13 protein-coding genes are annotated in these 26,990 nt (G+C 39.9%); all 13 read left to right on the top strand.

What is annotated here, in order from left to right:
• Nucleotides 1-55: 55 nt before the first annotated feature.
• The 13 genes from AB5217_RS04485 (at nt 56) to AB5217_RS04425 (ending at nt 26,980) form a co-directional block, all read left to right on the top strand.
• Nucleotides 56-805, top strand: coding sequence for an alpha/beta hydrolase (locus AB5217_RS04485; RefSeq protein WP_050486430.1), 750 nt, complete (start codon nt 56-58; stop codon nt 803-805).
• Nucleotides 806-873: 68 nt separating this feature from the next.
• On the top strand, nt 874-3,345 hold the full coding sequence (locus AB5217_RS04480; protein ID WP_032847297.1) for a TIM-barrel domain-containing protein: 2,472 nt from the start codon (nt 874-876) through the stop codon (nt 3,343-3,345).
• Nucleotides 3,346-3,381: 36 nt separating this feature from the next.
• Complete coding sequence (locus AB5217_RS04475) at nt 3,382-4,713, top strand: glycoside hydrolase family 43 protein (RefSeq protein ID WP_032847279.1); 1,332 nt, start codon at nt 3,382-3,384, stop codon at nt 4,711-4,713.
• Nucleotides 4,714-4,930: 217 nt separating this feature from the next.
• Nucleotides 4,931-6,664, top strand: a complete 1,734-nt coding sequence (locus AB5217_RS04470) for a glycoside hydrolase family 43 protein (protein ID WP_070782491.1) — start codon at nt 4,931-4,933, stop codon at nt 6,662-6,664.
• A gap of 120 nt (nt 6,665-6,784) precedes the next feature.
• Nucleotides 6,785-9,937, top strand: a complete 3,153-nt coding sequence (locus AB5217_RS04465) for a SusC/RagA family TonB-linked outer membrane protein (RefSeq protein WP_004316139.1) — start codon at nt 6,785-6,787, stop codon at nt 9,935-9,937.
• Between the two features lie 16 nt (nt 9,938-9,953).
• Nucleotides 9,954-11,825 (top strand): RagB/SusD family nutrient uptake outer membrane protein, encoded by a 1,872-nt coding sequence (locus AB5217_RS04460; protein WP_004299665.1) that lies wholly within the window; start codon nt 9,954-9,956, stop codon nt 11,823-11,825.
• A 32-nt stretch (nt 11,826-11,857) separates the two neighbouring features.
• Nucleotides 11,858-14,677, top strand: coding sequence for a SusC/RagA family TonB-linked outer membrane protein (locus AB5217_RS04455; protein ID WP_070782492.1), 2,820 nt, complete (start codon nt 11,858-11,860; stop codon nt 14,675-14,677).
• A gap of 27 nt (nt 14,678-14,704) precedes the next feature.
• Nucleotides 14,705-16,480 (top strand): RagB/SusD family nutrient uptake outer membrane protein, encoded by a 1,776-nt coding sequence (locus tag AB5217_RS04450; protein ID WP_070782493.1) that lies wholly within the window; start codon nt 14,705-14,707, stop codon nt 16,478-16,480.
• Between the two features lie 31 nt (nt 16,481-16,511).
• The gene (locus AB5217_RS04445) at nt 16,512-17,546 is read left to right on the top strand and encodes a DUF5627 domain-containing protein (protein WP_070782494.1); all 1,035 of its coding nucleotides are present in this window, start codon (nt 16,512-16,514) and stop codon (nt 17,544-17,546) included.
• A gap of 32 nt (nt 17,547-17,578) precedes the next feature.
• Nucleotides 17,579-19,831: an endo-1,4-beta-xylanase gene (locus tag AB5217_RS04440; RefSeq protein WP_070782495.1), complete on the top strand. Its 2,253-nt coding sequence runs from the start codon at nt 17,579-17,581 to the stop codon at nt 19,829-19,831.
• 33 nt (nt 19,832-19,864) lie between these two features.
• Entirely contained in the window at nt 19,865-21,508 is a 1,644-nt protein-coding gene (locus tag AB5217_RS04435; RefSeq protein ID WP_070782496.1) for a glycosyl hydrolase, read from the top strand.
• 23 nt (nt 21,509-21,531) lie between these two features.
• Nucleotides 21,532-24,351: a glycoside hydrolase family 98 domain-containing protein gene (locus tag AB5217_RS04430; RefSeq protein WP_070782497.1), complete on the top strand. Its 2,820-nt coding sequence runs from the start codon at nt 21,532-21,534 to the stop codon at nt 24,349-24,351.
• Between the two features lie 85 nt (nt 24,352-24,436).
• Nucleotides 24,437-26,980 (top strand): glycosyl hydrolase 115 family protein, encoded by a 2,544-nt coding sequence (locus tag AB5217_RS04425; RefSeq protein WP_070782498.1) that lies wholly within the window; start codon nt 24,437-24,439, stop codon nt 26,978-26,980.
• The last annotated feature ends 10 nt before the right edge of the window (nt 26,981-26,990 follow it).

Here is a 26,990-nt window from a genome sequence, read left to right as displayed (position 1 = left end):
ATTGGAGGAAGTCCACGCAAAGAGCCGGGTAGAATATAGAAAAATGCCATGCACAATGTTGCAAGGTATTACAGAGCGGGAATATACGATATATTTGCCGGATGATTATTATTTATCGGATACCTGTAGTTATCCGGTATTATACTTATTACATGGTGGAAATTGCTCGAATACAGATTGGGTTCATTGGGGCAATTTACAGGTGGTTACTGACTCTCTGGTTGCCAAAGGACTGTCATCTAAAATGATTATCGTATGTCCGGAGGCGAATAAGAATAATATGATTTGGTTCAATGCTCCCCATTGGAAATATGAGGACTTTTTCTTTTACGAATTTGTGCCTTATATTGAAACTCATTACAGGATAAAGTCTGAAAAGAGATTCCGGTCACTTGCCGGATACTCGATGGGTGGCGGAGCATCTATTGTGTATGGTCTATATCATCCGGAGATGTTTAATGTTGTATATGGTATGAGCAGTTATCTTCGCAGTCAGTATTTAGAGTTTCTGAAAGATGATCCTTCTGCTCCATGGCGTCAGCAATTAATTGATGATAATAATCCGATTCACACAATACAGTCAGGAACTGCAGACGAGATTCTGAAGTGGAAAAAGATACATTGGTTTATTGATTGTGGAGATAAAGACTTTACGTATGAAGCTAATGTGGATCTGATTAAAGCTTTTCGCGACCGGAATATCCCTTATGAATTCCGGGTAAAGGAAGGAGGGCACGATTGGGATTATTGGCGTATAGCGCTGTGTGATGCTATCGTTTATATTTCACAAAAAATGGATTTATGACAATATTATTTATGAAGAAAAAATATCAGTTAGAACGATTTTTTGTGACATGGTTAATGATTCTGTTTATGATCTTAACAGATGCTTTCACTGCTTTTGCACAGGTTAAGCAGGCTACTGTTCTTGTAAATGGTATTTCTTGTGATTTGGAACAAGGCATATTAAAAGTCGAGTTTGTGACTCCGGATGTGGTAAGAGTTCAATATACGGGGGAAAATACGTTTATGGGAAATGGAACGGATGTTTGTTTGTCACGTACAGTTGATAATCCTGTTCGTTGGGTATATACCCCAAATCCAGATTGTTATTTATTAAAATCGGATAGCTTGATAGTCAGAGTTGATTTAAGTACTGCTTCTATCACTTATTTGGATAAAGAGGGGAGATTATTATTGCAGGAAGATCAAAATATACCTCGAATCAGTGAAAAGAGAGTGACGAAGCAAGTCATATATGATGAACATTCAAAACATATAGAGAAAACTGCGGATGGTGATAAAGAAATAAAAAATGTTTTGCGTTATGATATCATAGGGCACACCTGGAAATATAGGATTAATTTTAAATGGCAACCGTTGGAGGCTTTATATGGGTGGGGAGCTCACATGGAAGACTATATGAATTTGCGTGGTAAGGAACTTTATCTGTGCCAGCATAATTTGAAAGCTATGGTACCGGTGCTAAATTCAACAGCCGGTTATGGATTACTGTTTGACGCGGGATGTGCCATGATGTTTAAGGATAACTCGGAAGGGAGTTTTGTAGAACTTGAAGCAGCTAAACAGATTGATTATTACTTTATGAAAGGTAAGACGATGGATGCTGTGGTTGCTAATTATCGTTTATTGACAGGCAATTCTCCAATGATGCCTCTCTATCTTTTTGGATATATTCAATCTAAAGAACGCTATGTCAGTTCCGATGATTTAATTAATACCTTAAAAGAGTATCGCCAAAGGCAAATACCGATCGATATGATTGTACAGGACTGGAACTATTGGCCGGAAGGCCAATGGGGGAATATGAGTATGAATCCTAAATTCTATCCTGACAAAAGAAAACTGGCAGATGAAATTCATTCTCTACATGCTAAATTAATGATATCAATATGGCCGAATGCCATGAACTGTCCTCAACATGAGGAATTTAAACGAAAGGGATGGTTGTTAAGCGGCACCTCTGTCTATGATGCTTTTAATCCGTTGGCAAGAAAATTATACTGGAACTATGCGAATAATGAGTTTTTTGGTAATGGTTTTGATGCATGGTGGTGTGACGCTTCAGAACCATTAGATGCTGATTGGACTTTTATGAAGGATGGTTATGGAGCGGATAATCATCGGCAACGTTGGGAGTTAAACACGAATTTGCTGAATAGTGTATTGGGGGCAGAGCGAAGCCAGTTGTATTCATTATATCATGCGAAGGGAATTTATGAGAACCAACGTTCTACAAATGAAGATAAGCGTGTTGTAAATCTTACCCGTTCTAGTTACGCAGGTCAGCAACGTTATTCTACAATAACGTGGAACGGTGATACTTATGCAACTTGGCAATCTTTTGCTCAAATGATTCCTGCCGGGTTAAATTTTATGGCTACAGGCTGCCCTTATTGGACAGTAGATATTGGGGCCTTTTTTACAAAAAATGGACCTCAATGGTTCTGGAAAGGCGACTATGATAAAGGAGTGGCTGATATGGCTTATCGGGAATTATACACTCGTATGTTTCAATATGGAGCGTTCTTACCGGTGTTTCGAAGTCATGGTTCCGATACTCCTCGTGAAGTATGGCGTTTTGGTAAACCGGATGAGCCTTTTTATGATAGTTTGATTAAAGTGATTCATTTAAGGTATCGCTTACTTCCTTATATCTATTCTTTAGCAGGCAAGGTTCACCGTGAAAATTATACAATGACCAGAACACTTGCGTTTGACTTTGCCAAGGATATGCAGGTTGCTGACTTAAAAGATGAATTTATGTTCGGACCAGCTTTATTGGTTGCTCCTGTCACCAATCCTATGTATTATTCGGTAGATTCCCATCCTTTGGAAAATGTAGATAAGGTGCGTCGTGTGTATTTACCGGATGGAGCCGATTGGATTGACTTTTGGACCGGAAAAAAATATAAGGGCGGACAATGGATTGTCGCTGAAGCAACGATAAATAAAATTCCTCTATTGGTGCGTCAAGGATCTATCATTCCAATGGGGCCGGTTATGCAATATACCTCGGAAAAAACAGATGCAGAGTGGGAGATACGGGTTTATCCGGGAGCCGATTCTTCATTTACGGTCTATGAAGATGAAGGCGACAATTACAATTATGAGAAGGGGGACTCTTCAAGTTTTGAAATAATTTGGAATGATAAAAATAACACATTGACAATCTCTGACCGGAAAGGTGGATATTCCGGTATGACTGTATCTCGCAAATTGAAGTTGGTAAAAGTTGATAGAAAGTCGGGAATAGATGTGACAGAAAGTATCAATGGAAAGACCATAGAGTATAGAGGAAAACAGCTGAAAATAAAAATGTAAAGTAGTAGAATCTAAAACCATTTAAAATAAAAGAATATGAGAAACTTAAAATTTTTAGGCGTGTCGTTTTTGTTGGCAATGACTGTCGCTACTTCAGGAGTGGCACAAAATCCTATTATCCAGACAAAATATACCGCTGATCCGGCTCCGATGGTATATAATGATACCGTTTTCCTTTATACAACTCATGATGAGGATGATGCCGAAGGATTCAAAATGTTGGACTGGTTACTTTATACTTCCACCGATATGGTCAATTGGACCGATCATGGAGCTGTCGCTTCTCTGAAGAGTTTTGATTGGGTGAAACGTGATAACGGTGCCTGGGCAGAACAAGTCATCGAACGTAATGGCAAATTTTATATGTATTGCCCGATTCATGGTAATGGTATTGGCGTATTGGTCTCCGACTCTCCTTACGGCCCTTTTAAAGACCCATTGAACAAACCGTTGGTTTGGCAAAAGGAGCATTGGTATGACATTGACCCGACCGTATTTATTGATGATGACGGACAAGCGTATATGTATTGGGGCAATCCGAATGTTTATTATGTGAAACTGAATGAGGATATGATTTCATATTCGGGGGAAATTGTACAAGTGGAAAATAAACCGGAACATTACCAGGAAGGTCCGTGGGTGTATAAACGGAACGGGCATTATTACATGGCTTTCGCTTCAACTTGTTGTCCGGAAGGGATTGGCTATGCCATGAGCGACAAAGCTACCGGACCATGGAGTACAAAAGGATATATTATGCGTCCAACAGAGCGAAGTAGAGGAAATCATCCTGGAATTATCGATTATAAAGGTAGCTCTTATGTATTTGGCCTAAATTATGATTTGCTTCATTTGGAGACTTTGGATCATAAGGAACGCCGTTCGGTCTCTGTTGCAAAAATGCATTATAATCCGGATGGAACTATTAAGGAAGTTCCTTATTGGCAGGAGACGAAACTGGAACAGATTGAAAACTTTAATCCTTACCGTAGAGTGGAAGCTGAAACGATGGCTTGGGGATATGGTCTTAAAGCTGAAAATCATAAGAATGGTGGTTTGTATATAACCGATATTGATGATAATGAATATCTGTGTGTGCGTGGTGTCGACTTTGGCAAGAAGGGAGCAAAGAAATTCAGTGTAAGCGCAGCTTGTGTTGAAAAAGGCGGAATGATAGAAATTCGTCTGGACAGCACTGAAGGTCCGGTAATAGGCAGTGTCAGTATATCACCGACAGGAGGACTGGATATATATAAACAGATGTCATGCCGGATAAAGAATGCAAAGGGTGTACATGATCTTTATTTCTGCTTTAAAGGAGAGAAAGGAAACAAACTTTTCAATCTGGATTATTGGGAATTTGAATAGCTTTTATTCAAAAAAAATAAGATTGTAATGTGCTTATAATCAGTGTAATTATTAGGGCGTGCTACAAGGGGAAAGATAGATGTAACATTGAAAATGAAGATGTTATTTAGGAAAAGAAGCCCGTAACATAATTATGTTTGTAGTTTTATAAGCTGGCATATCTTTGCAGAAAAAGATCAGTAATTCATATTTGATTATAAAGAAAATAAGAGGTATTATGAAGAATACACAGGTAATACAATTAATGTCAATCGTCCGGCTCTCCATATTTATGTTGGGGATAACAATGATGTCATGTAACTCAAAGAAAGAACAACAATTACCGGCTATTGGAAAATCTGTGGCTCTCTTTGATTATTTTTCTTATAAAGGAAATGATGATTTTTATATTTCCAATCCTCTGTCAGATGAAGACTATTTCTATAATCCTATTTTGCCGGGATGGTATTCTGATCCTAGTGTTTGCACAAATGGAGAAGGTGATTATTTCCTGGTAACATCTACATTCACTTATTTCCCCGGTGTTCCTATTTTTCACAGCAAAGACTTGGTGAATTGGAAACAGATAGGGCATGTGTTGAACCGTGCTTCGCAATTAGTGAATATGGAAGGACAGAAAGTGAGTGGCGGTATTTTTGCTCCGGCTATTTCTTATAATCCGTATAACAAGACATATTATATGGTAACAACCAATGTAGGAGCCGGAAATTTCTTTGTTAAGACGCAAGACCCGTTTGGTGAATGGTCGGAACCCGTCATGTTGCCGGAGGTCGGAGGTATTGATCCTTCTTTCTTTTTTGATGAAGATGGTAAGGCATATATTGTTAATAATGATGAGGCTCCGGATAATAAGCCTGAATATAGCGGACACCGTACTATACGTATACAAGAGTTTGATGTGAAAACAGATAAGACGGTCGGTCCCCGTAAAATTCTTGTAAACAAAGGAGCTCAACCGGCAGACAAACCAATTTGGATAGAAGGCCCTCATTTATATAAAATAAATGGAAAGTACTTCTTGATGTCCGCCGAAGGTGGAACGGGAAACTGGCACTCGGAAGTGATTTTCCGTGGTGATTCTCCGATGGGTAAGTTTCTTCCATGGAAAAACAATCCGATTCTGACGCAAAGACATTTGAATTCTGACCGTCCTAATTCGGTAACCTGTGCTGGTCATGCAGACTTGATTCAAACAAAAGAGGGAGATTGGTGGGCTGTTTTTCTGGCTTGTCGCCCTATTAATAATCAGTTTGAGAATTTGGGACGTGAAACATTTATGATGCCGGTGAAATGGAGTGAAGATGGATTCTCGTACATGACACAAGGCGATGATTTAGTACCTATGATTGTAAAACGTGAAGGTGTGAAACGCGATACGACAGTTACTTATGGTAATTTCGAGTTAGTAGCGAACTTTGATTCTCCTGTACTTGATATGCCATGGATGACTTTAAGAACTTCTGCATCCGATCTATATTCTTTGTCGGAAACACCCGGATACCTGACCTTGAAGTGTGCAGATATTAGCGCTACGGAAAAGAAAACTCCGGCATTTGTTTGTCGTCGGTTACAACATCATAAATTTGAATGTGCTACACGTATGTTGTTCAATCCTTCTAACGATAAGGAAACAGCCGGAATGCTGTTGTTTAAAGATGAGACACATCAATATTTCTTCTGCTTGAATAAAGTGGGTGAGAATAAAAATATTTCTCTGAAACAAATCGGTGAAAAGGAACAGACATTGGCTTCAGATGAAATAGACGCAGATACAAATGAAGTATATTTGAAATTAGTATCTCAAGGAATTGGTTACGATTTCTATTATTCTATTGATGGTGAAAAAAGCTGGAAACTGCTTTGTAAAGATGTAGATCCCAGTTATCTCTCTACTACAACGGCTGGTGGATTTACCGGTACTACAATTGGATTATACGCTACTTGCAAATAATTATTTTTTTTATATAAATCTAATACTAGTAACTATGAGTGATATTTATAATGATAGCTAATGCAATTAAAAAAAGAATGATGATTAGAAAACAATGTAGTTAATTAACATCTTAAACTAATGGTAATGAAAAATGTAACGAAGAAAATTCAAAAAATTCCTTACCTGTTTCTCCTTATGTTGTTTAGTTTTGTAACAGCATCAGCACAGAAAGGGATAACGGTGAGGGGAACGGTTCTTGACAGTAATGGTGAGACAATCATTGGAGCCTCGGTAACTTTAAAAGGTAATAATTCAGTAGGTACGATCTCAGATATAGATGGCAATTTTGTGTTGACTGTGCCCAGTGAGAAGTCCGTCCTTATTGTTTCGTATGTAGGAATGAAACCACAGGAAGTGAAAGTATCTTCCAAAGGGATGATAAAAGTGACGTTGGAAGATGATACCAAACAACTGGAAGAAGTAGTAGTTGTAGGTTACGGACAACAGAAGAAAGCGTCAGTGGTAGGTGCTATCACGCAGACAAGTGGCAAGACACTGGAACGTGCCGGTGGTGTAACTAGTCTTGGTTCAGCATTGACAGGGTCTTTGCCGGGAGTTATTACTTCTGCTTCTTCTGGTATGCCTGGTGCAGAAGATCCTCAGATTATCATTCGTACACAGAGCTCGTGGAATAATAGTGAACCTTTAATATTGGTGGATGGTATTGAACGTGAGATGAGTTCGGTAGATATCTCGTCTGTAGAGAATATTTCAGTGCTAAAAGACGCCTCTGCTACGGCTGTTTATGGTGTGAAGGGTGCCAATGGTGTAATTCTTATAACTACCAAACGTGGTAAGGAAGGAAAAGCTAGTGTGCAAATCAAAGCTAATGTAACAGCAAAGGTGGCATCCAAACTACCGGAGAAGTATGATGCATACGATACTTTTTATCTGTTGAATAACTCTATTGAACGCGAGGCTTGTCTTAATCCTAATGGCTGGAATGACTATACTCCGACTTCCATTATTGATAAGTATCGTCATCCTGCCAATGCGGAAGAATGGGATCGTTATCCTAATACTGATTGGGAAAAAGCACTGTTTAATAGTACAGCCATGTCTTACAATACCAGTGTCAATGTTTCCGGAGGTACAAAAATTGTCAGTTATTTTGCAGCGGCTGATTTTGTAAGTGAGGGTGACTTGTTTAAAGTATATGATAACCGTCGTGGCTATGATTATGGTTTTGGCTATAATCGTATTAATGTGCGTAGTAATTTGGATTTCCAATTGACTAAAACTACAAAGTTTTCTACCAATCTATTTGGATCGAATGCTCAGCGTACCGTACCATGGGACTATAATGACCAAGATGCAACTTTTTGGGCAGCAGCCTATAAAAGTGCTCCTGATGCCATGCGTCCGATTTATTCTAACGGTATGTGGGGATGGTATCAACCTCGTGATGCCGATGTGCCTAACTCCGTATACAAACTGGCTGTAGCAGGGTCGGAGAAACGTACGACTACAAAGATGACTTCAGATTTTATCCTTGAGCAAGATTTGCATATGCTTACCAAAGGGCTGAAATTCAAAGCTAATTTCTCAATGGACTATACATTCGTTGAGAATAAGCGTGGCGTCAATGATATGTATCATAATTCTCAGCGTATGTGGGTTAGACCTGATACTGGAGAAATTATTTTGGAACAACCGGAGCTTGGTACCGGTTTGGATGCTATTATCAATCCTATCTATTGGGAACATCAGGCTGGTAGCGTGAATACTGGTGCTACTTATCGTAAGCTTTATTATTCCATGCAAATGGATTATGCACGAAATTTCGGTAAACATGAAGTGACTGCTCTTGCTCTTTTCAGTCGTTTGAAAGAAGCGTCGGGCAGTGTGTTCCCTATTTATCGTGAAGATTGGGTGTTTCGTTTAACTTATAATTATGCTATGCGCTACTTCTTCGAAACTAATGGTGCCTATAATGGTTCAGAGAAGTTCGGTCCTGATTACCGTTTTGCTTTTTTCCCTTCTTTTTCATTAGGATGGATGATTAGCGAGGAAAAAATTGTTAAGAACAACCTGAAATTTCTCGATATGTTGAAGTTACGAGCTTCTTGGGGTAGAGTGGGAGATGATGCGGTGGTTCAGCCTTGGCAAAGATTTACAGATGGTCGTTTCTTATATAAAAATCAGTTGGATTATGGAGGTAACACACTAATGGGTAATATTAAGCCTGCCAATACTCCTTATACTTACTATACAATCAGTCGACTGGGGAATCCTAATATCTCATGGGAAACTGTAGAAAAGAGAAATTTAGGTATTGATTATGCTTTTTTAGGAGGGGCGGTTGCCGGTTCGGTGGATATATTCAATGACACTCGTACTGATATTTTAGTGAAGGGAAGCGATAGAGCGATAGCTTCTTATTTTGGAACTGATGCTCCTTATGCTAATCTCGGTAAAGTGAGCAGTCATGGTTATGAGTTGGAGTTGAGATTGAACCATACTTTTAATAATGGTATTCGTGCTTGGCTCAATACTAGCATGACTCATGCTGTCAACAAAGTGAAATTCCGTGATGATGCACCTTTGAAACCTGATTACCAGAAAGGGGCGGGACATGCCATTAATCAGGTATATTCTTATATTGATCATGGTAATCTTGCTACATGGGATGACGTGATTGGAAGTCCGGTTTGGACAACGGGTAATGATGCAAAACTCCCTGGGGATTATAACATTGTCGATTTTAATGGCGACGGTGTAATTGATGCTGATGACCGTGCTCCCTATCAGTATTCTACGATGCCTCAGAATACTTACAATGCTTCAATCGGAGCAGAATGGAAGGGATTTAGCATTTTTGCACAGTTCTATGGAGTAAACAATGTGACTCGTGAAGTCAATTTCCCGACGTTCCGTAGCACTGCTCATGTAGCTTATGCTGAAGGTGATTATTGGACTCCCGATGGGAGTGCTACTCTGCCCGCACCGCGTTGGGGGACCACTATTGATCAAGCAGCATCAGGCACTAGATATTGGTACGATGGTTCTTATTTGCGTTTGAAAAACGTTGAATTGTCCTATACTTTCCAAAAATCAAACTGGTTGAAGAAGATGGGGATCAAAAACTGCCGTATATATCTGAACGGTGATAATCTTTATATGTGGACTAAAATGCCGGATGATCGCGAATCTAATACCGGATATAGTTCTTCTGATGGTGCTTATCCGACAATGCGCCGTTTCAATCTTGGTATCGACATTACTTTATAAATACTAAGTAAAGACTATGAATAAGTATATTAATAAAATATTCCTTACGTCGGTCATCACTTTGGCCGGTATGTTGGGAGCTACTTCTTGTACTGACTATTTGGACAAATCTCCATATAGTGACATTGAAGAGAATGATCCATATAAGAATTTCAAGAATTTCCAGGGATTTACCGAGGAACTCTATAACTGTATACCTGTTGTATCAAACAGTGAGTATCATACTAGTTTTAATTTTGGTGAGGAAGATTATTGGGAGCCACAGGAGCTTCGCCTCTTTGCCCGTAATATTGACTATGGTGATTTCTGGGGATGGACTACCTGTTATTATTCTTATCCTTCTTCTATACGTGGTGGAAAGGCTAATTCACAGGAACGCAGTGATAAGGGTAATCTGTGGAAACTTTGCTGGTATGGTATCCGTAAGGCTAACATTGGTATAGCTAATCTTGGTAATTTGGTAAGTGCTACAGAAGAAGAACGTAATCTTATTGAAGGACAACTTTATTTTTTCCGTGGATGGTTTCATTTTATGTTGATGGAATGGTGGGGTGGAATGCCTTATGTTGACCAAGTATTACCGCCGGATGTTGCTCCTGCATTATCCAGGCTTACCTGGCAAGAGTGTGCTGAAAAATGTGTGGCTGATTTTGACCATGCTATTCCTTTGCTTCCCGTTGACTGGGATCAAACAACTGCTGGTAGAGCTACTCTTGGTTTGAATGATACTCGTATTAATAAAATTATGGCCTTGGCCTATAAAGGGAAGACATTGCTTTGGGCGGGTAGTCCGCTAATGAACTGGGCTTCCGGAGGTGACAAAGAGTATGATGCGGGACGTTGTAAGCGTGCAGCTGAAGCTTTTGGCGAAGCTTTGAAGATTGTTGAGGATACTAAACGCTATGAATTAGCAGATATGGAAAATTATAACGACCTGTTTGTCGTATACAATTCCGGCGGTAAACTTAACGGGGTGAAAGAAGCTATCTTCCGCGAAAATTTAGTGCAGTATGATGGTCGTTGGAACTATAACATGAATACGGATTTTCGTCCGCGTTCTCATATCAATGCTGGTATTAAATGTTATCCGACTGCTAATTATGTAAATTATTTTGGTATGGCTAATGGCTATCCGATCAAAGATATGACAAAAGCCGATGCAGAATCAGGATATGATCCTAAGTATCCTTGGAAAAATCGTGATCCGCGTTTTTATAAAGACATCATATTTGACGGTGAATGGTGTGGAGAAACTGGAAACGGACAATATTGCCAGTTGTATACGAATGGAGCGGACAGTGAAGAGAAAGATCCACAGAAAGGGTGTTTTACAGGTTATATGAATAGTAAGCTCTGTCTAAAAATAGTGAATAATGCTAACGTCAGAGGTGCTCACTACGCTGTTTTAAGTTTGATGCGTTTAGCGGATGTTTATCTGATGTACTCGGAGGCAACGGCTGTAGGTTATGGCTCTCCGCAAAGTAAAGCTTCTAGCTTCTATATGACGGCTGAAGATGCTATCAATGAGATTCGTGATCGTGCCGGTGTGGCTCACGTACTTGATCGATTTACTGGAAATACGACAGACTTTCTTGGTGAGATTCGCCGCGAGCGTGCCGTAGAACTTGCTTTTGAGGGCTTTCGCTTTATGGATCTCCGTCGTTGGATGCTTCTTGATAAGAGTCCTTATACCTTGAAGACAAAGATTGAGTTTGACCGTGTCCCTACCGCAAGCTATAACAAAGAGCATCCGGAGGAGAATGAAATCATGAACTTGAAAGAAGTGGTACTGGTGGAGAGAAAGTATACCGACAGACACTATTGGCTGCCATTACCCAAAGCAGATGTTTACTTGTATGAAGGCTTTGGCCAGAATCCGGGATGGTAATCATGACGTATTAACTAATAATGACGCGAAATATGAATAGAAAGTTTATATATATCGGCTGTACTGTTTTTGCCATGTCATTGCTTAGCATGACAGGTGTGCAGGCACAGGAGGAAAGCAAGGACAGCTTAGTGAATGTGGCTTTCGGCAAAGTTGCTCAGGAAGATTTGACTCATGCCATTTCTACTGTCAACACGTCAGAGCTGACAAAGAAGACTGCTAACAATAATAGCCTTGTGGGCCTTGAAAGTTTTGTCGGTGGTTACAATGGATCATCCCTTTGGGGACAAGGACCGTTGGTACTGGTAGACGGTGTGCCTCGTAGTGCATCAAGTGTAAAGGCTTCGGAAGTGGAAAGTATATCTATGCTGAAAGATGCGGCAGCTGTGGTACTCTATGGTAGCCGTGCCGCGAAAGGAGTAATTCTTATCACTACCAAGCGAGGCAAAGATTCACCCATGCATATCGATGTTCGTGCCAATGTAGGGGTGAATGTCCCGAAGGCTTATCCTAAGTACTTGGATGCAGATTGTTATATGACCATGTACAATGAAGCTTGTCGTAATGACGGTATAGCAGAAAGGTATGATGCCGGTACTATTTATAACACAGCAATGGGTACTAATCCTTATCGTTATCCGGACATAGACTTTTATAGTTCAGATTATTTAAGAAAGTTCTATACTAATTCTGATGTTACGGGTGAAGTGTATGGAGGTAATGAAAAGACTCATTATTACTTGAACTTCGGTATGAATTATGCTAATAGCCTGTTGAAATACGGTGAGTCAAAGAAAGCTTATGATATGAGTTTTAATGTACGTGGTAATGTGGATATGGCACTGGCTTCATGGCTTAAAGCAACTACTAATGCTGCTATTCTCTTTGACAATAGTTATCAAGGCCGTGGTGACTTTTGGGGAGCGGCTTCTACATTGCGCCCCAACTGGTTTGCACCATTATTACCCATTGATATGATGGATCCTAATGTTGCATATATACAGGAATATATAACTAACAGCAATCATCTTATAGACGGTAAGTATCTGTTAGGAGGTACTTCGGCAGACACGACAAACCCGTTTTCCGAATTGCTTGCTGCTGGATATACGAAGGAAAAAGCACGTAGATTTATGTTTGATGTGGCTGTGATGGCGGATCTTGGAGGCTTGTTAAAGGGCTTATCTTTCAAAACTGCTTATAGCGTAGATTACACTTCTTATTATTCAGAAGCTTATGCTGAAAAGTATGCTATTTATGAGCCTAAATGGTCTAATGTGAATGGTAAGGATATGATTATCGGACTTACCAAATTCAATGATGATACAAAATCAACTAACGAATATGTAGGTAAATCGACTTACGACCAGACCATGACTTTCAGTGCACAGTTTGATTATAACCGTACATTTAAGACATTCCATAATGTATCTGCGACCTTGTTGGGATGGGGATATCAGACACAAAGTTCGGCTGATGAAGGTCATGAGAGTAGTGATTATCATCGTACCAGCAACGTAAATCTGGGATTGCGTGCTTCTTATAATTACGATCATAAATATTATGCAGACTTTAGTGGTGCTTTGGTACATTCAGCCAAGTTGCCGGAAGGAAATCGCAACGCTTTTTCTCCATCGGTCACTTTGGGATGGAGACTTAGTAAAGAGAAGTTTATGGAAAGTGTAGGCTTTGTGGACGATCTGAAGATTACGGCTTCTTATGCCAAGTTGCATCAGGATCTTGATATTTCTGATTACTATATGTATAAGGGCTATTTTTCTGACAAAGGCGGTTGGTTTCAATGGTATGACGGAACGGTGGGTGGTAATACGACCGGTTCAAAACGAGGTGACAATCCGAATCTTGACTTTATCACTCGTGAGGAAGTTCGTGCAGGTATAGACGCCACTTTATTCAATAGACTGTTGAGAATTAATGCGAACTATTTTACTCAGAAGACTAGTGGACTTCTAACTCAAGGTGCTTCTACTATTTATCCTTCGTTTTTCGATTTAGGTACAGATCTTTCATTTTTACCTTGGATCAATTATAATGAAGACAAACGTACTGGTTTTGATTTTTCACTAAGTGCAAATAAAAAGATAGGTGATTTCGACGTGACTCTCGGGTTTAATGGAATGGTATTTTCTTCAAAAGCTTCTATTCGTGATGAAGTGGCGAATGAGTCTTATTTGTTGCGCCAGGGGCGTGCACTTGATGCAACTTATGGATATGTTTGCGAAGGTTTCTTTCAAGATCAGGCTGATATCGAGAAACATGCCAAGCAGACATTCGGCACAGTTCGTCCCGGTGACCTGAAGTATAAGGATATCAATGGTGATGGTGTAATCAATAGTGATGACCAGATTGATCTGGGTGCAGGCGGGTGGTCTACATCACCATTTACTTTTGGTTTGAATTTGACATTGAAATACAAGAACTTTACTCTTTTTGCAATGGGATCGGGACAAACCGGTGCGGTGGCTTTTAAAAATAATTCTTATTACTGGAACAGAGGTACGAGCAAGTTCTCAGAAATCGTTATGGGACGTTGGACTGAAGAAACGAAAGAAACAGCTACTTATCCTCGTCTTTCTACCAGCAATGGTGATAATAACTTCCGTAATTCTACTTTCTGGATGTACAAGAATAATGTTTTCCGTTTGAGTAATGTGCAGCTTACTTATGATTTTCCTACAGATACTTTCAACGGAACTTTCATACGTGGACTTAGCTTGTATTGTGGTGGAAGCAACTTACTTACAATAGCAAAAGAACGTGAGTATATGGAGATGAGTTTGGGGGCTCCCCAATACCGGAATTTCTATCTAGGCTTTAAGGCCGCATTCTAAATCTAACTAAAAAAGATAGTACATAATATGAAAAAGAAAATAATATTTTTGGTAGCTGCTGCCTTGATGCTGAATAGTTGCGATGACCTTTTCGAGCCGGCCATTGAGAACTTCAAGGATGTGGAACAGATGTACGACGATGCTCAATATGCACAAGGCTTCCTGGTGAATGTGTACCGTTGCGTTCCGGGATACTATGATAATAGTGAATATGCAACAGATGATGCTGTCATTAATCAGAAGAACAATGCATTTCTCACGATGGCTACCGGTGGTTGGACTTCCCGGTTATGGACGCCTATCAATCAATGGACCAATTCGTTCAGTTCTATCCAGTATATCAATCTTTTCCTAGAAAATGTGGATAAGGTAAGGTGGTCGGATGATGCAGAGAAAGCACAATTGTTTGCTCGTCGTACCAAGGGGGAAGCTTATGGACTTCGCGGTATGTTTTTATACTATTTGCTTCGTGCACATGCTGGATTTGGAGAAAACGGAGAATTGCTCGGTGTACCTCGTTTGACAGAGTATCTTACTATAAACTCGGACCTTAATTTACCTCGTGCTTCGTTTGCTGATTGTGTACAGCAGATATATAGTGACTTGGAAAAAGCCGAAGAATTACTTCCTTGGGAGTATAATGATGTGAATGAGGTACCTGCCGATTTTCAGAGTATTACTCAGGATAAAGGTAAATATAATACTGTAATGGGAGAGAAGTCCCGTCAATTATTCAATGGTCTGATTGCACGTGCTTATCGTGTTCGTACAGCTCTTTTGGCTGCTAGTCCGGCTTTTCAGGATGCCTCTAATCCTGCTTCATGGGCCGATGCTGCTAATGCGGCTGCCGCTGTACTCAACTACAATGGAGGATTGGGCGGATTGGATGATAAAGGAGTGGAATATTATTCAAAAGAGGTAGTAGAGAACTTGCAAAAAGGCATTAATCCTAAAGAGATTATTTGGCGTGAAAATGTTAGTAATAGTGAGGCTGCCAATTCACAGGAGGCAAATAACTTTCCGCCTTCTTTGAATGGTAGTGGCAATATGAATCCGTCACAAAACCTTGTTGATGCGTTCCCTATGGCTAATGGGTATCCTATCTCGGACATTGCTAACAGTAACTATAATAAGAATAATCCTTATAATGGACGTGATCCTCGTTTGGCAAAATATATTATCTATAACGGAAGTATAGCTGGAGTAGGCGATGTACCTATATATACAGGGCGCAAATCGGGCACTGATGACGGTATAGATGTGAAAGAGCAGAGATCTACACGTACCGGTTATTATATGAAGAAAAGACTGCGTATGGATGTAAATCGTGCGCTCGGATCGGTTACGAATCAGCAGCATTATATTCCACGTATTCGTTATACAGAGATGTATTTGGCTTATGCTGAAGCGGCTAATGAAGCGTGGGGACCTAAAGGAGATAATGGAAATGGTTATTCGGCTTATGATGTAATCAAGGCTATTCGTAAGCGTGCCGGTATAGGCGGTACTTCTGATCCTTATCTGGAACAATGTGCGGGCGATAGAGACAAAATGGCTAATCTTATCCGTAATGAACGTCGTCTGGAACTCTGTTTTGAAGGTTTCCGTTTCTGGGATATACGTCGTTGGAAAGAAAACTTGAACGAGCCGGTACGTGGTATCGACTGGGACAGAGATGGACATTCTTTTAATGAATTCGTTGTCGAAGAACGTAATTATGAAGATTACATGTATTATTGCCCGATTCCAAATTCTGAAATACTCAAGTTCAGCAACCTTGTACAAAATAGAGGGTGGAAATAATTATAGAATTATATTTAATTAAAAGTACGTTATGAAAAAGAACTTAGCATATATCGGACTGGTTTTATTGATCCTTACTTGGACGTCATGCGAAAGTAGTGACAATGAATTTCCTGATTTCGATTACCAGACAGTATATTTTGCCAACCAATACGGACTTCGTACCATAGAGCTTGGTGAGAGTGAATTTGTGGATAATACTCTTGACAATCAGCATAAAATGATAATAAAAGCTGCTTGGGGTGGAGGATATACTAATAGAAACAATGTGGTGATAAACTTTAAAGTGGATGAGTCCTTGTGTGACAATCTTTATTTTAAAGATACAGATCAGCCTCTTGTCCCTATGCCGGCTTCTTATTACACGTTGGCTTCCGATCGAATTGCGATTCCTAAAGGGCAAATAATGGCGGGAGTAGAAGTGCAGTTGACGGATGATTTTTTTGCTGATGAAAAATCGATCAGTGAGAATTATGTCATTCCTTTGTTGATGACTAATGTTCAGGGGGCGGACTCTATTTTGCAAGGGAAGCCAGTTGTTGAAAATCCGGTGTTAACTAATGCCGGTGATTGGAGCATATTGCCGCAGAATTTTGTCTTGTATGCAGTGAAGTATGTGAATCCTTGGCACGGAGAGTACTTGCGTCGTGGTATTGATCATGCTACTGTAGCAGGTACATCAAAAGATATTATTCGCCATGAACAGTTTGTGGAAAATGATGAAGTTGTGAATATTTCTACTAAAAGTATGAAAGACAATCTTTTGACATTGAAAACCAAGGATGAAAGTGGTAAGGATATTAGCTATACTGTTCGTTTGTCATTTGCAGAAGATGGTTCGTGCACTGTACACTCTGGTTCGCAGAATGTAGTGGTAAGCGGTAGTGGCAAGTTTGTCAGCAAAGGTGAGAAAAATAGTCTTGGCGGAAAAGACAGGAATGCCATTTATCTTGACTATACAGTCAATTTGACAGACAATAACATTCAGCTTGCAACAAAAGACACTTTGGTGTTACGTACACGTAATGTGTATGGTGGCAAGTCACTCGAAGTAGTGAGAAAATGATGTTTTGATATGAACGTTAAAATCAAGAGTATATGAAATACATCAATAACAAGATAATTGCTTTTACACTGATCGCTGCGTCGATAATGTCGTGTACAGACGAATATAATTGCCAGCTTCAAGTAGAGAAACCACAGAATGCAGCTATCAACGAATATTTAGCTCAATTTGACCTGCTGAAGTCGTATATTGACCGTAGTGGCACACCTTTTCAGTTAGCTGTAAATGTACCGGGAAGCGAATTTGTAAAGAAAGAAATTGCATTCAGTACAGTGTTTACCAATTTTGATGCAGTGGATATGAACGGTTCTTATGATCCGCTAAATACACTAAAGGAGGACGGTACTTACAATTTTGGTGGCATGCAAACGGCTGCCGATGTAGCAGCGGAGGCTGGCGTGACTCTTTATGGAGGGGTACTTTGTTCAAACCAAGGACAGCGTGCCGCATATTATAATAAGCTTATCGAGCCGATAGATATTCCGGTGGAAGTACAAAAAGGAACGACTAAATTGTTTAATTTCGAAAATGATGAAATTGGTACAAGTTATCCTATGACTGGCAATAGTTCGGCTGTAGTCGAAGAGGATCCTACTGGTGAAAGTGGACATGTTTTGCATGTGGGAACAGATGATGTAAAAGCAGCTTATTCTTATCCTAAGTTTCACGTAGTTTTACCTGGAGGTAGAAAGCTTGGTGACTATGTCAGATTGAATATAGATTTGCGTTTTGTAAAAGATCACGGAATTTATGGAACAGGTTTGCGAGTTTTCATTCAGGGACAGGAATTTAATTTAGGAACGAATGGAGCTACTTTCTGTGGTGCAGGTGACAAATGGAAACGTGAAGGAACAATTAATCTGAAAGATGCTACTGCTCCCGGATTGGTAGTACCTGAAAGTTTTGGAAGTCTGACAGAATTTGATTTAGCGATAGGTTCTGCATCCACTAGTGCACAATTTTATCTGGATAATATTTCTATGGACTATGAAGTATCCGGAAAAGGTACTACGGTTATCAATTTTGAAGGGGATAATCTGAATACAGTGTATCCTATGGTTGCTGGAGCTGGTGCTCCCAATAGCGGTACAGCTACTGTAGTAGAAGATCCAGAAAGAGAGACTGGTCATGTACTTTACATAGATCAGGCTTCGCATTACTTCCCGGAATTTACAGTTAAGTTAGCTGAAGGCAAGACCCTTGGAGATTATACCGGCATGTCAATGGATATGCGCCTTTTAAAGGGGATGTATGGTTATGGAATGTACGTGAAAATTAATGGTCAGTTATTAAATCTTCATCAAAATGCAGCTGCTTACGGTTACGCAGAGAATGATACTTGGAAACGTGATGGTGTATTTGTGACCTTTGTGAAGGAAGGTACTTACACTGCTTTGGGTGAAGCGGTTCCAGCTACTACAATTGAGATACCCAATGTAATGAAAGACCTCAATGAAATAACATTTGCGATCGGTTCCAGTTCTGGCAACTGGACAGCATACATCGATAATTTGATTTTTACATGGGAAGCCAAGCCACAACATATCGAAAAGACTCCAGAAGAGAAAAAGGAAATCTTCACTAAAGAAATGGAAAAATGGATTGGTGGTATGGTGTATGCAGGTGTGAATGAAACGAAGAGTGTAAAAGCTTGGAATATAATTGGTAATCCTTTGGATAAGACTGTTAATGATAATACATTTAACTGGGGTGAATATTTGGGTGAAGTAGACTATGCACGTACCGCCGTGAAGATTGCCCGTGATACAGTGAAGAATGCCAATGTAGATCTTGAGCTTTTTGTCAGCAACACATTTGGTCAATATGATGAAATGGGGAATATGGCTGATGAACTCATATCTTTAGTTGATGCTTGGGAAGCAGACAACGTTACCAAAATTGACGGGTACAATATTCTTCTTAATGCAATTTATTCCAAAGATGTTGTTTTCCAGGAAGGCAATAAAACGATGATCACCAATCTGTTTGATAAATTAGGTAAGACTGGTAAACTGATACGGGTATCCGATCTTAGCATGATGGTTGAAGAACTGGATGGCAACTTTATTGCGATTAATAAATTAACAGAAGAAGATAGAGCTGCCGCTGCTTCTTATATGGCTTTTATCATGCAGGAGTATCGAAGACTTATTCCTGCGGACAAGCAATACGGAATCTCTATATCGGGTATTACAGAGACCAATACTGGTTATAAACTGTGTCCTTGGACATCGGACTATAACCGTAATGAAATGTATGAAGGTATAGTGGACGGATTGAAATAATCCTCTCCTCTGGATTAAAAGGACTATTTATATATGAAGAATATTACATTATTATTTTGTCTCTTTCTTGCGAATATTCTCTTGGGGGCTTGTTCGGGAGGGGAAGATGAAAAAAAAGAAATGGATGAAGGAAAGGGCGCGTATGCGTTCTTTCTTAAAAAATCCATTACTGTGAGTACTGGGGAAAGTCAGACGGATGTTGTGGTGGAATGGGCGAAGACTTCTTGGGAGATAACTATCGGTGAAGGAGAGATCGTAAAAAGCGTTACTCCTACATCAGGTGGGAATAGTAGTGGGGAAAAACAGTACACGAAGGTTCGTGTATCTTGTGGGGCAAACAGTACGATGAAAAAGCGTACGCAAACCATTCACTTGTTCGATAAAACTAATGAAACAACTGTTGATTTGTTGGTAGAACAAGAACCGCCATTCAAGTCGGTTACACTAACTGTTGATCCTATGGTGAAGTATCAGCCGGTTGTAGGATTTGGCGGCATGTACAATCCGAAGATCTGGTGTGGTGACAATCTTATTTCTGCACCACAATTAGACAAAATGTATGGTGCCGGCGGATTGGGATATTCTATCCTTCGCTTGATGATTTATCCCAACGAATCAGATTGGAGTGCAGATGTAGAAGCTGCAAAGGCAGCACAAGCTAACGGAGCAATTATCTTTGCATGTCCATGGGATTGTACAGATGCGCTTGCAGATAAAATCACGGTGAATGGAAAGGAAATGAAACACCTTAAAAAAGAGAACTATGAAGCGTATGCAAACCATCTTATCCGTTATGTTACATTTATGAAGGAAAAAGGGGTGAACCTCTATGCGATTTCTGTCCAGAACGAACCGGATATGGAATTTACGTACTGGACTCCTTCTGAAGTAGTGGATTTTGTAAAACAATACGGAGCAAGGATACGGGAAACAGGAGTGAAACTGATGTCACCGGAAGCCTGTGGTATGCAGCCTGAATATACTGATCTTATTATCAACAACGCCGAAGCATTTGCTCAAACGGATATTCTAGCCGGACATCTCTATCAAGGGTTTACAGATTTGAGTAGCGGATATGTTAAGAACCGCCACGATTACATCTGTGGTGTGTATTCACGTATTCAAGGAAAGACATGGTGGATGACAGAACATCTTTTTAATGACGGTGAGAATTCTGATGATTCTTCGAAATGGGAATTCCTGAAATGGCAATACAGTCTCAATCATCTTGGTAAAGAGATTCACATGTGTATGGAGGGGTATTGCAGTGCTTATATATATTGGTATTTGAAGCGCTTTTATGGTTTGATGGGCGATACGGACAAACGGAGTCCGACGAGTGAAGGAGAAATCACAAAGAATGGTTATATTATGGCCCATTATGCTCAATATGCAACAGAAACAACTCGTATTAAGGTAGTTACAAATAATGAAGAAGTCTGTGCTACTGCTTATTTGGATGAAAAGACCGGTGAAGTGACTATCGTATTATTGAATCTGAATGGTGCTTCTCAATGGCTGGAAATACCATTAGCAGGAATAAAAAAAGCAAGTGCCGTTGAAACGAACGAAACAAAAAATATGGAAGTGATCGATACTGGTTTGATGGAATCTGCTGAAGGTATAACGGTGTTGTTATCTGCTAACAGTATAACTTCAGTCAGATTGACATTTTAATGATAATAATAACTAGTTGGAATATGATGAATTTGTTAAATACGAAAAGTAAGCTATCATACCTACTTTTTCTCGGAATAGTATGCTGTGCATGTATTCTTGGTTCCTGTAAAGATGACGATGTCATTGATCCTGACGCTCCTTCCGTACCGAAACCCGGTACGGCTGTCGAGAATATTAATACTAATGTCAAGGCATTACGTAAGCTTATTGAGGCCAAACAACAGGACCTGGCTGTAAAGACATACAATCCGGTGAATAATGGTGCGAGTTATACGATTGAGTTGTCGGATGGTACAAGCTTCAGTATGTATGCTCAGATAGCAGCATTGGAAGGCGGAGGAGAGGATGTAGTTTATTCTCCAAAAGTAGGTGCCAAAGTAGAACATGATGAATATTATTGGACTCTTGATGATGCCTGGCTAACGTTTGAGAATGATGAAAAAGTCAAGGTGTTGGATGAAAACAATACAGTTGCACCGATAGTGGATATCAACACTGACGGCTATTGGATTGTAAAATACGGAGCTAAGTCTCGTACCCTTGACAAGGCGGTGAGCGGCAAACTTACCAGTCAGTTTAAACAAGTGAGTACTATTGGTGACGAATCTGTCAGTTTCACTTTTACCGACCGGACACCTGTCATCGAACTGAATCTTTTTAAAGGAGACAATCCCGAAATTCCCCCGGTAACGGGGGCGTTACGCCGTCCTATTTCTCCTGAACAACCGGCATGGTTTGTTCATATCGATTCATGGAATTATGCCGATCCTCAGAAAATCATAGATCTTATCCCTGCTGATATTCGTCCGTTTACCATTTTTAACATCTCGTTGTCTGTAAGTCATGATGAGGCTACTGGGATCTATAATGTAAGCGAGTATGGTTATGAGATAGCAAAGTCGTGGTTGAGGACGTGTGCTGAAAATAATGTGTGGGCGATGGTGCAGCCTTCAAGCGGCGGTTTTAGTCATTTTAAGGATGTCAGCTTATATAGTCAATTTGAAAGTGACGATAAGGTTCGGGTATATGATGAGTTTTTCAGAGAATATCCCAACTTTCTTGGTTTCAATTATTGCGAGCAGTTTTGGGGGTATGATGACCAGTTCTCTGTATCGTGGTTACAACGAGTGGCTCACTGGAATCAACTTTTGAAACTTACTCATAAATATGGAGGATATTTGGTAGTTAGTTTCTGTGGTAATACTTGGTCGGCTAATATTAATCCTATTGCTCTTGTGAAGCGTAATTCTGATTTTGCCCAAACTGCCAAGTTGTACTCTGAAAATTTCATTATGTGTGAAAAATACACCACGCAAAGTGGCTTCTTCAATGTCGAAGGAATTTGTTTAGGCACGTGGCTCTCCGGTTTTGCAGGTCAGTACGGCATCCGTTTCGACCAATGCGGCTGGACAGAGGAGAAAGGACAGAATGGCGATAAGGATTTCCCGCCGGCTGCCGGTGCGCTGCCTATTATAGAGCATGTGATGCTGACAGGTCAGACTGTTATTGACGGACCTGAACTTATATGGCAGCAATGTTTTAAGGAGACGAATGCAGTCAGTGTAGGTGATGGTTATCAGAGCCGTAATTGGGAATGTTTTCCGCAATTTGTCAATATCAATATAGATATGTTCCGTAAGATTATTGATAAAACAATTCGTATTCCTTCCCGGAAAGAAGTTATTGACCGCACGAAAGTGGTGATTCTTCAAGATGTCTATTCCGGTGATGATAATGCTAAATACAGCAGCCCGAAGAATTTGCATGAAGGGCTTTACCTTCGCGATGATGATGGTAATCTTTGGGATAATCATTGTTACTTTAAGAAAACGGGCCGTTATCCTACGATTCCTGTTGCGTTCGAATTGTGTGACGATGTAGCTAATTCATTCCAGTATAAAATCAACCAATCAACTTTCGAAGGATCTTGGAGCGATGTAAATACTAAAGTTGGAAAATTCAACCGTTGGTTCCCGCAAGAGTATACGGGAGAACTTTATGCAGGACGTATAGAAAATGGTTGGGTGGTTTATAACGGACTTGCCGGAATACGGAATGCTGCAATTCCGTTTAAATACAATACATGTGACAAGATGGAATTGGCTTACTCCAAATATACTGTAAGTGTTATAAAAGAATATGCCAATAAGCTCACCTTCTACATGAATAACTATGACCCTAGTGGTTCGAGCAAGACGGAGGTAATCAAGATATATGGATGTACATCCAAACCAACTCATTCTGTGTCTTCCAGAGCCAATGGTACTGCACAAGTTTCCGAGAATTGGAAAGAAGATGTATATACGCTGACTGTCACTCATAACGGACCATTGGATTTGACGGTCAATTGCTCAGGAAAAGCCACCGATCGTTTAACTGTATCTACTGCAGCATCTATCCAGATTCCCGCTTCTCCACAAATTTATCAGGGCGCTTATCAGTATGAGGCTGAATGCTTTGATTTTAAGAATGTGACTAAGAGAGTGACAAAAGGAGATTCGGAGCCGATACGTAACTACACAGCACAGGGATATATAAACTTCGGTACTAGTTCTGCAGCTGCCGTACGTGATGCTGTTACTGCACTGGAAGATGGTGTATATACAATCCGTATTCGCTATCGTGCTCCGTCGGCTACAGTCAATACCGTAGATATGTATATAAACAATACCAAAGTAGGTACCCCGGAGTTTGCACAAACTGATAATGACAATACTGTATGGAATACAGCCTTAATGTCGGTTTCCTTACGAAAAGGGGCAAATACGTTTGAATTGAAAGCCAATTCATCAGGTGCCGGTGACTTGTATCTCGACAACATTGTTATCGAAAGAAAATAAGAATTCTCTTAAATTCGATTATCCGCATTTTACAAGTAGTATCTTGCGGATAATTGTTTTTAGGACAGTATGTAACTAGAAAATAATGAAGAACATGTTTTTGAGTCGGATAATAATTATATTTCTATTCTTATGTGTATCTGTTTTGAATGCTGCGGAACCATTTGTCACTTTTATATCAGCGGATGCCAAGTTACCTTTGGTTACACCACAAAACAGATCGTTCTCTATTTGGTGTGATGATGCAGAACATCGTGGGGTGCTGTTAGCGGTGCGTAATTTACAAACGGATTTTGAAAAAGTGACTACTGTAAAACCCGAATTATCGAATATTGCGGGAAAAGAAGTGCGTATTATCATAGGTTCGTTTGACAAAAGCCCACTTATACGTCAATTAGTAAAAACAGGAAAACTGGATGGTAAAGAATTGAGAGGTAAGAATGAAAAATATATAATCACCACTCTTCATGCTCCTTTGGAAGGTTTACAGGGAGATGTGTTGCTGATTGCTGGAAGTGATAAGCGTGGAACGATTTATGGTATTTATGAATTGTCAAAACAAATAGGTATTTCTCCTTGGTACTGGTGGCTTGATGTTCCGCCGGTAAGGCATCAGGCTGTTTATATTAAAGAAGGTGTTTATACTGATGGTGAACCGGCTGTAAAATACCGTGGCATTTTCATTAATGATGAATGGCCTTGTATGGGAGGTTGGACAACTGAAAAGTTCGGAGGATTTAACAGTAAGATGTATGTGCATGTCTACGAACTTCTCCTCCGTTTGAAAGCTAATTTTCTATGGCCGGCCATGTGGAGTGCAGCATTTTATGCAGATGATCCGATGAATAGTCCTTTAGCTGATGAAATGGGGATTATAATCGGGACTTCCCATCACGAACCGATGGCACGTAATCATCAGGAATATGCCCGTAATCGTAAGTTGTATGGTGAGTGGAACTATCAGAGGAATAAAGAGGGAGTAGAACGTTTTTTCCGTGAGGGTATCAAGCGAATGAATGGAAAGGAAGAAGTAATTACTATCGCTATGCGTGGTGACGGTGATGCTCCGATGGGACCCGATACAGATACGCATCTATTGGAGGAAATCGTAAAAGGACAGCGTAAAATAATAGCAGATGTAACAGGTAAACCTGCTTGTAAGACTCCACAATTGTGGGCACTTTATAGTGAAGTGCTGGAATATTATGATAAGGGAATGAAAATACCTGATGATGTCATGATTTTGCTTTGTGATGATAATTGGGGGAATGTACGTCGTTTACCAGATTTAAAGGATAAACGGCATCCTGGTGGATATGGTATGTATTATCATGTAGATTTACATGGAGCACCACGTGCCTATCAATGGCTGAATATGACACAGATCCAGCATATGTGGGAACAATTATATTTGACTTATTCTTATGGTGTGGATAAAATGTGGATTCTAAATGTGGGTGACTTGAAACCGAATGAATTTCCTGTTGATTTTTTCTTGAATATGGCATGGAATCCTGGACACCTTACGGCTGATAATTTACAGGAATATACTTGTAGTTTCTGTAAACAACAGTTTGGGGATAACTATGCAGTAGAAGCCGCTCGCATCTTAAATCTGTATTGTAAATATGCTGCTCGCGTAACTGCAGAAATGTTGGATAGCCAAACTTATAATCTTTCCAGTGGAGAATTTAAGGCTGTAACAGATGAATTTCTTGCTTTGGAGGCGCATGCCTATCGTCAGTTTATGACTTTACCGGAAGAATTGAAGGATACATATAAAGAACTCATTCTTTTTCCTGTTCAGGCCATGGCAAACCTTTATGAGATGTATTATGCGGTTGCTATGAATCATAAGTTAGCATCTGCGGGCGATCCACGTGCCAATGAATGGGCAGATAGAGTGGAGTATTGTTTCAGGTATGATGCGGAACTTTGCTATGACTATAATAACAATATAGCTGATGGTAAATGGAATCATTTAATGGATCAGACGCACATCGGTTATACAAGCTGGGATGAGCCTAAAGGAGGAAATATAATGCCCGAAATCATAAGAGTGGATGTCTCTGCATATAAGCCGGGAGGATATGAGTATAAGGAGAAAGGCGGGGTGGTAGTAATGGAAGCGGAACGTTTTGCAGAATGTACACAAGGGAATAAGACGGAGTGGACAGTTATTCCTGACTTGGGACGTACTCTTTCTGGTTTGTCGTTGATGCCCTATACGCAACCTGTAACAGGAGCTTCATTGACATATCGCATGAAGCTTAATTCAGAGATGAAAAATATACGTGTAAGATTAATCTTGGATAGTACTTTGCCTTTTATAAAAGGAGGGCATAGTTATGCTATCAGTTTGGATGGTGGTAAAGAACAAATAGTAAATTACAATTCAGAGATGACTTGGGCTAATTGTTATACGAAGATGTATCCCGCCGGTGCTGCGCGGTTGATAGAGTCGGTGGTGGATTTTTCCAATGTTAATCTGAAAGAAGGAATACATGCATTAATTATTCGTCCGTTAAGCCCTGCTATTGTATTGCATAAAATTATAATTGATTGTGGTAGTGATGAAGTCAGTCGATTGAATCTTCAGGAAAGTCCTTATCGCAAGGTTACGCATTAATTAATATTTA

The sequence above is a fragment of the Bacteroides sp. MSSM.1001136sp1_RTP21357st2_D2_RTP21359_211015 genome (assembly GCF_040913205.1).
Taxonomy (GTDB): domain Bacteria; phylum Bacteroidota; class Bacteroidia; order Bacteroidales; family Bacteroidaceae; genus Bacteroides; species Bacteroides ovatus.
This window is presented reverse-complemented; position numbering and strand designations above follow the sequence as displayed.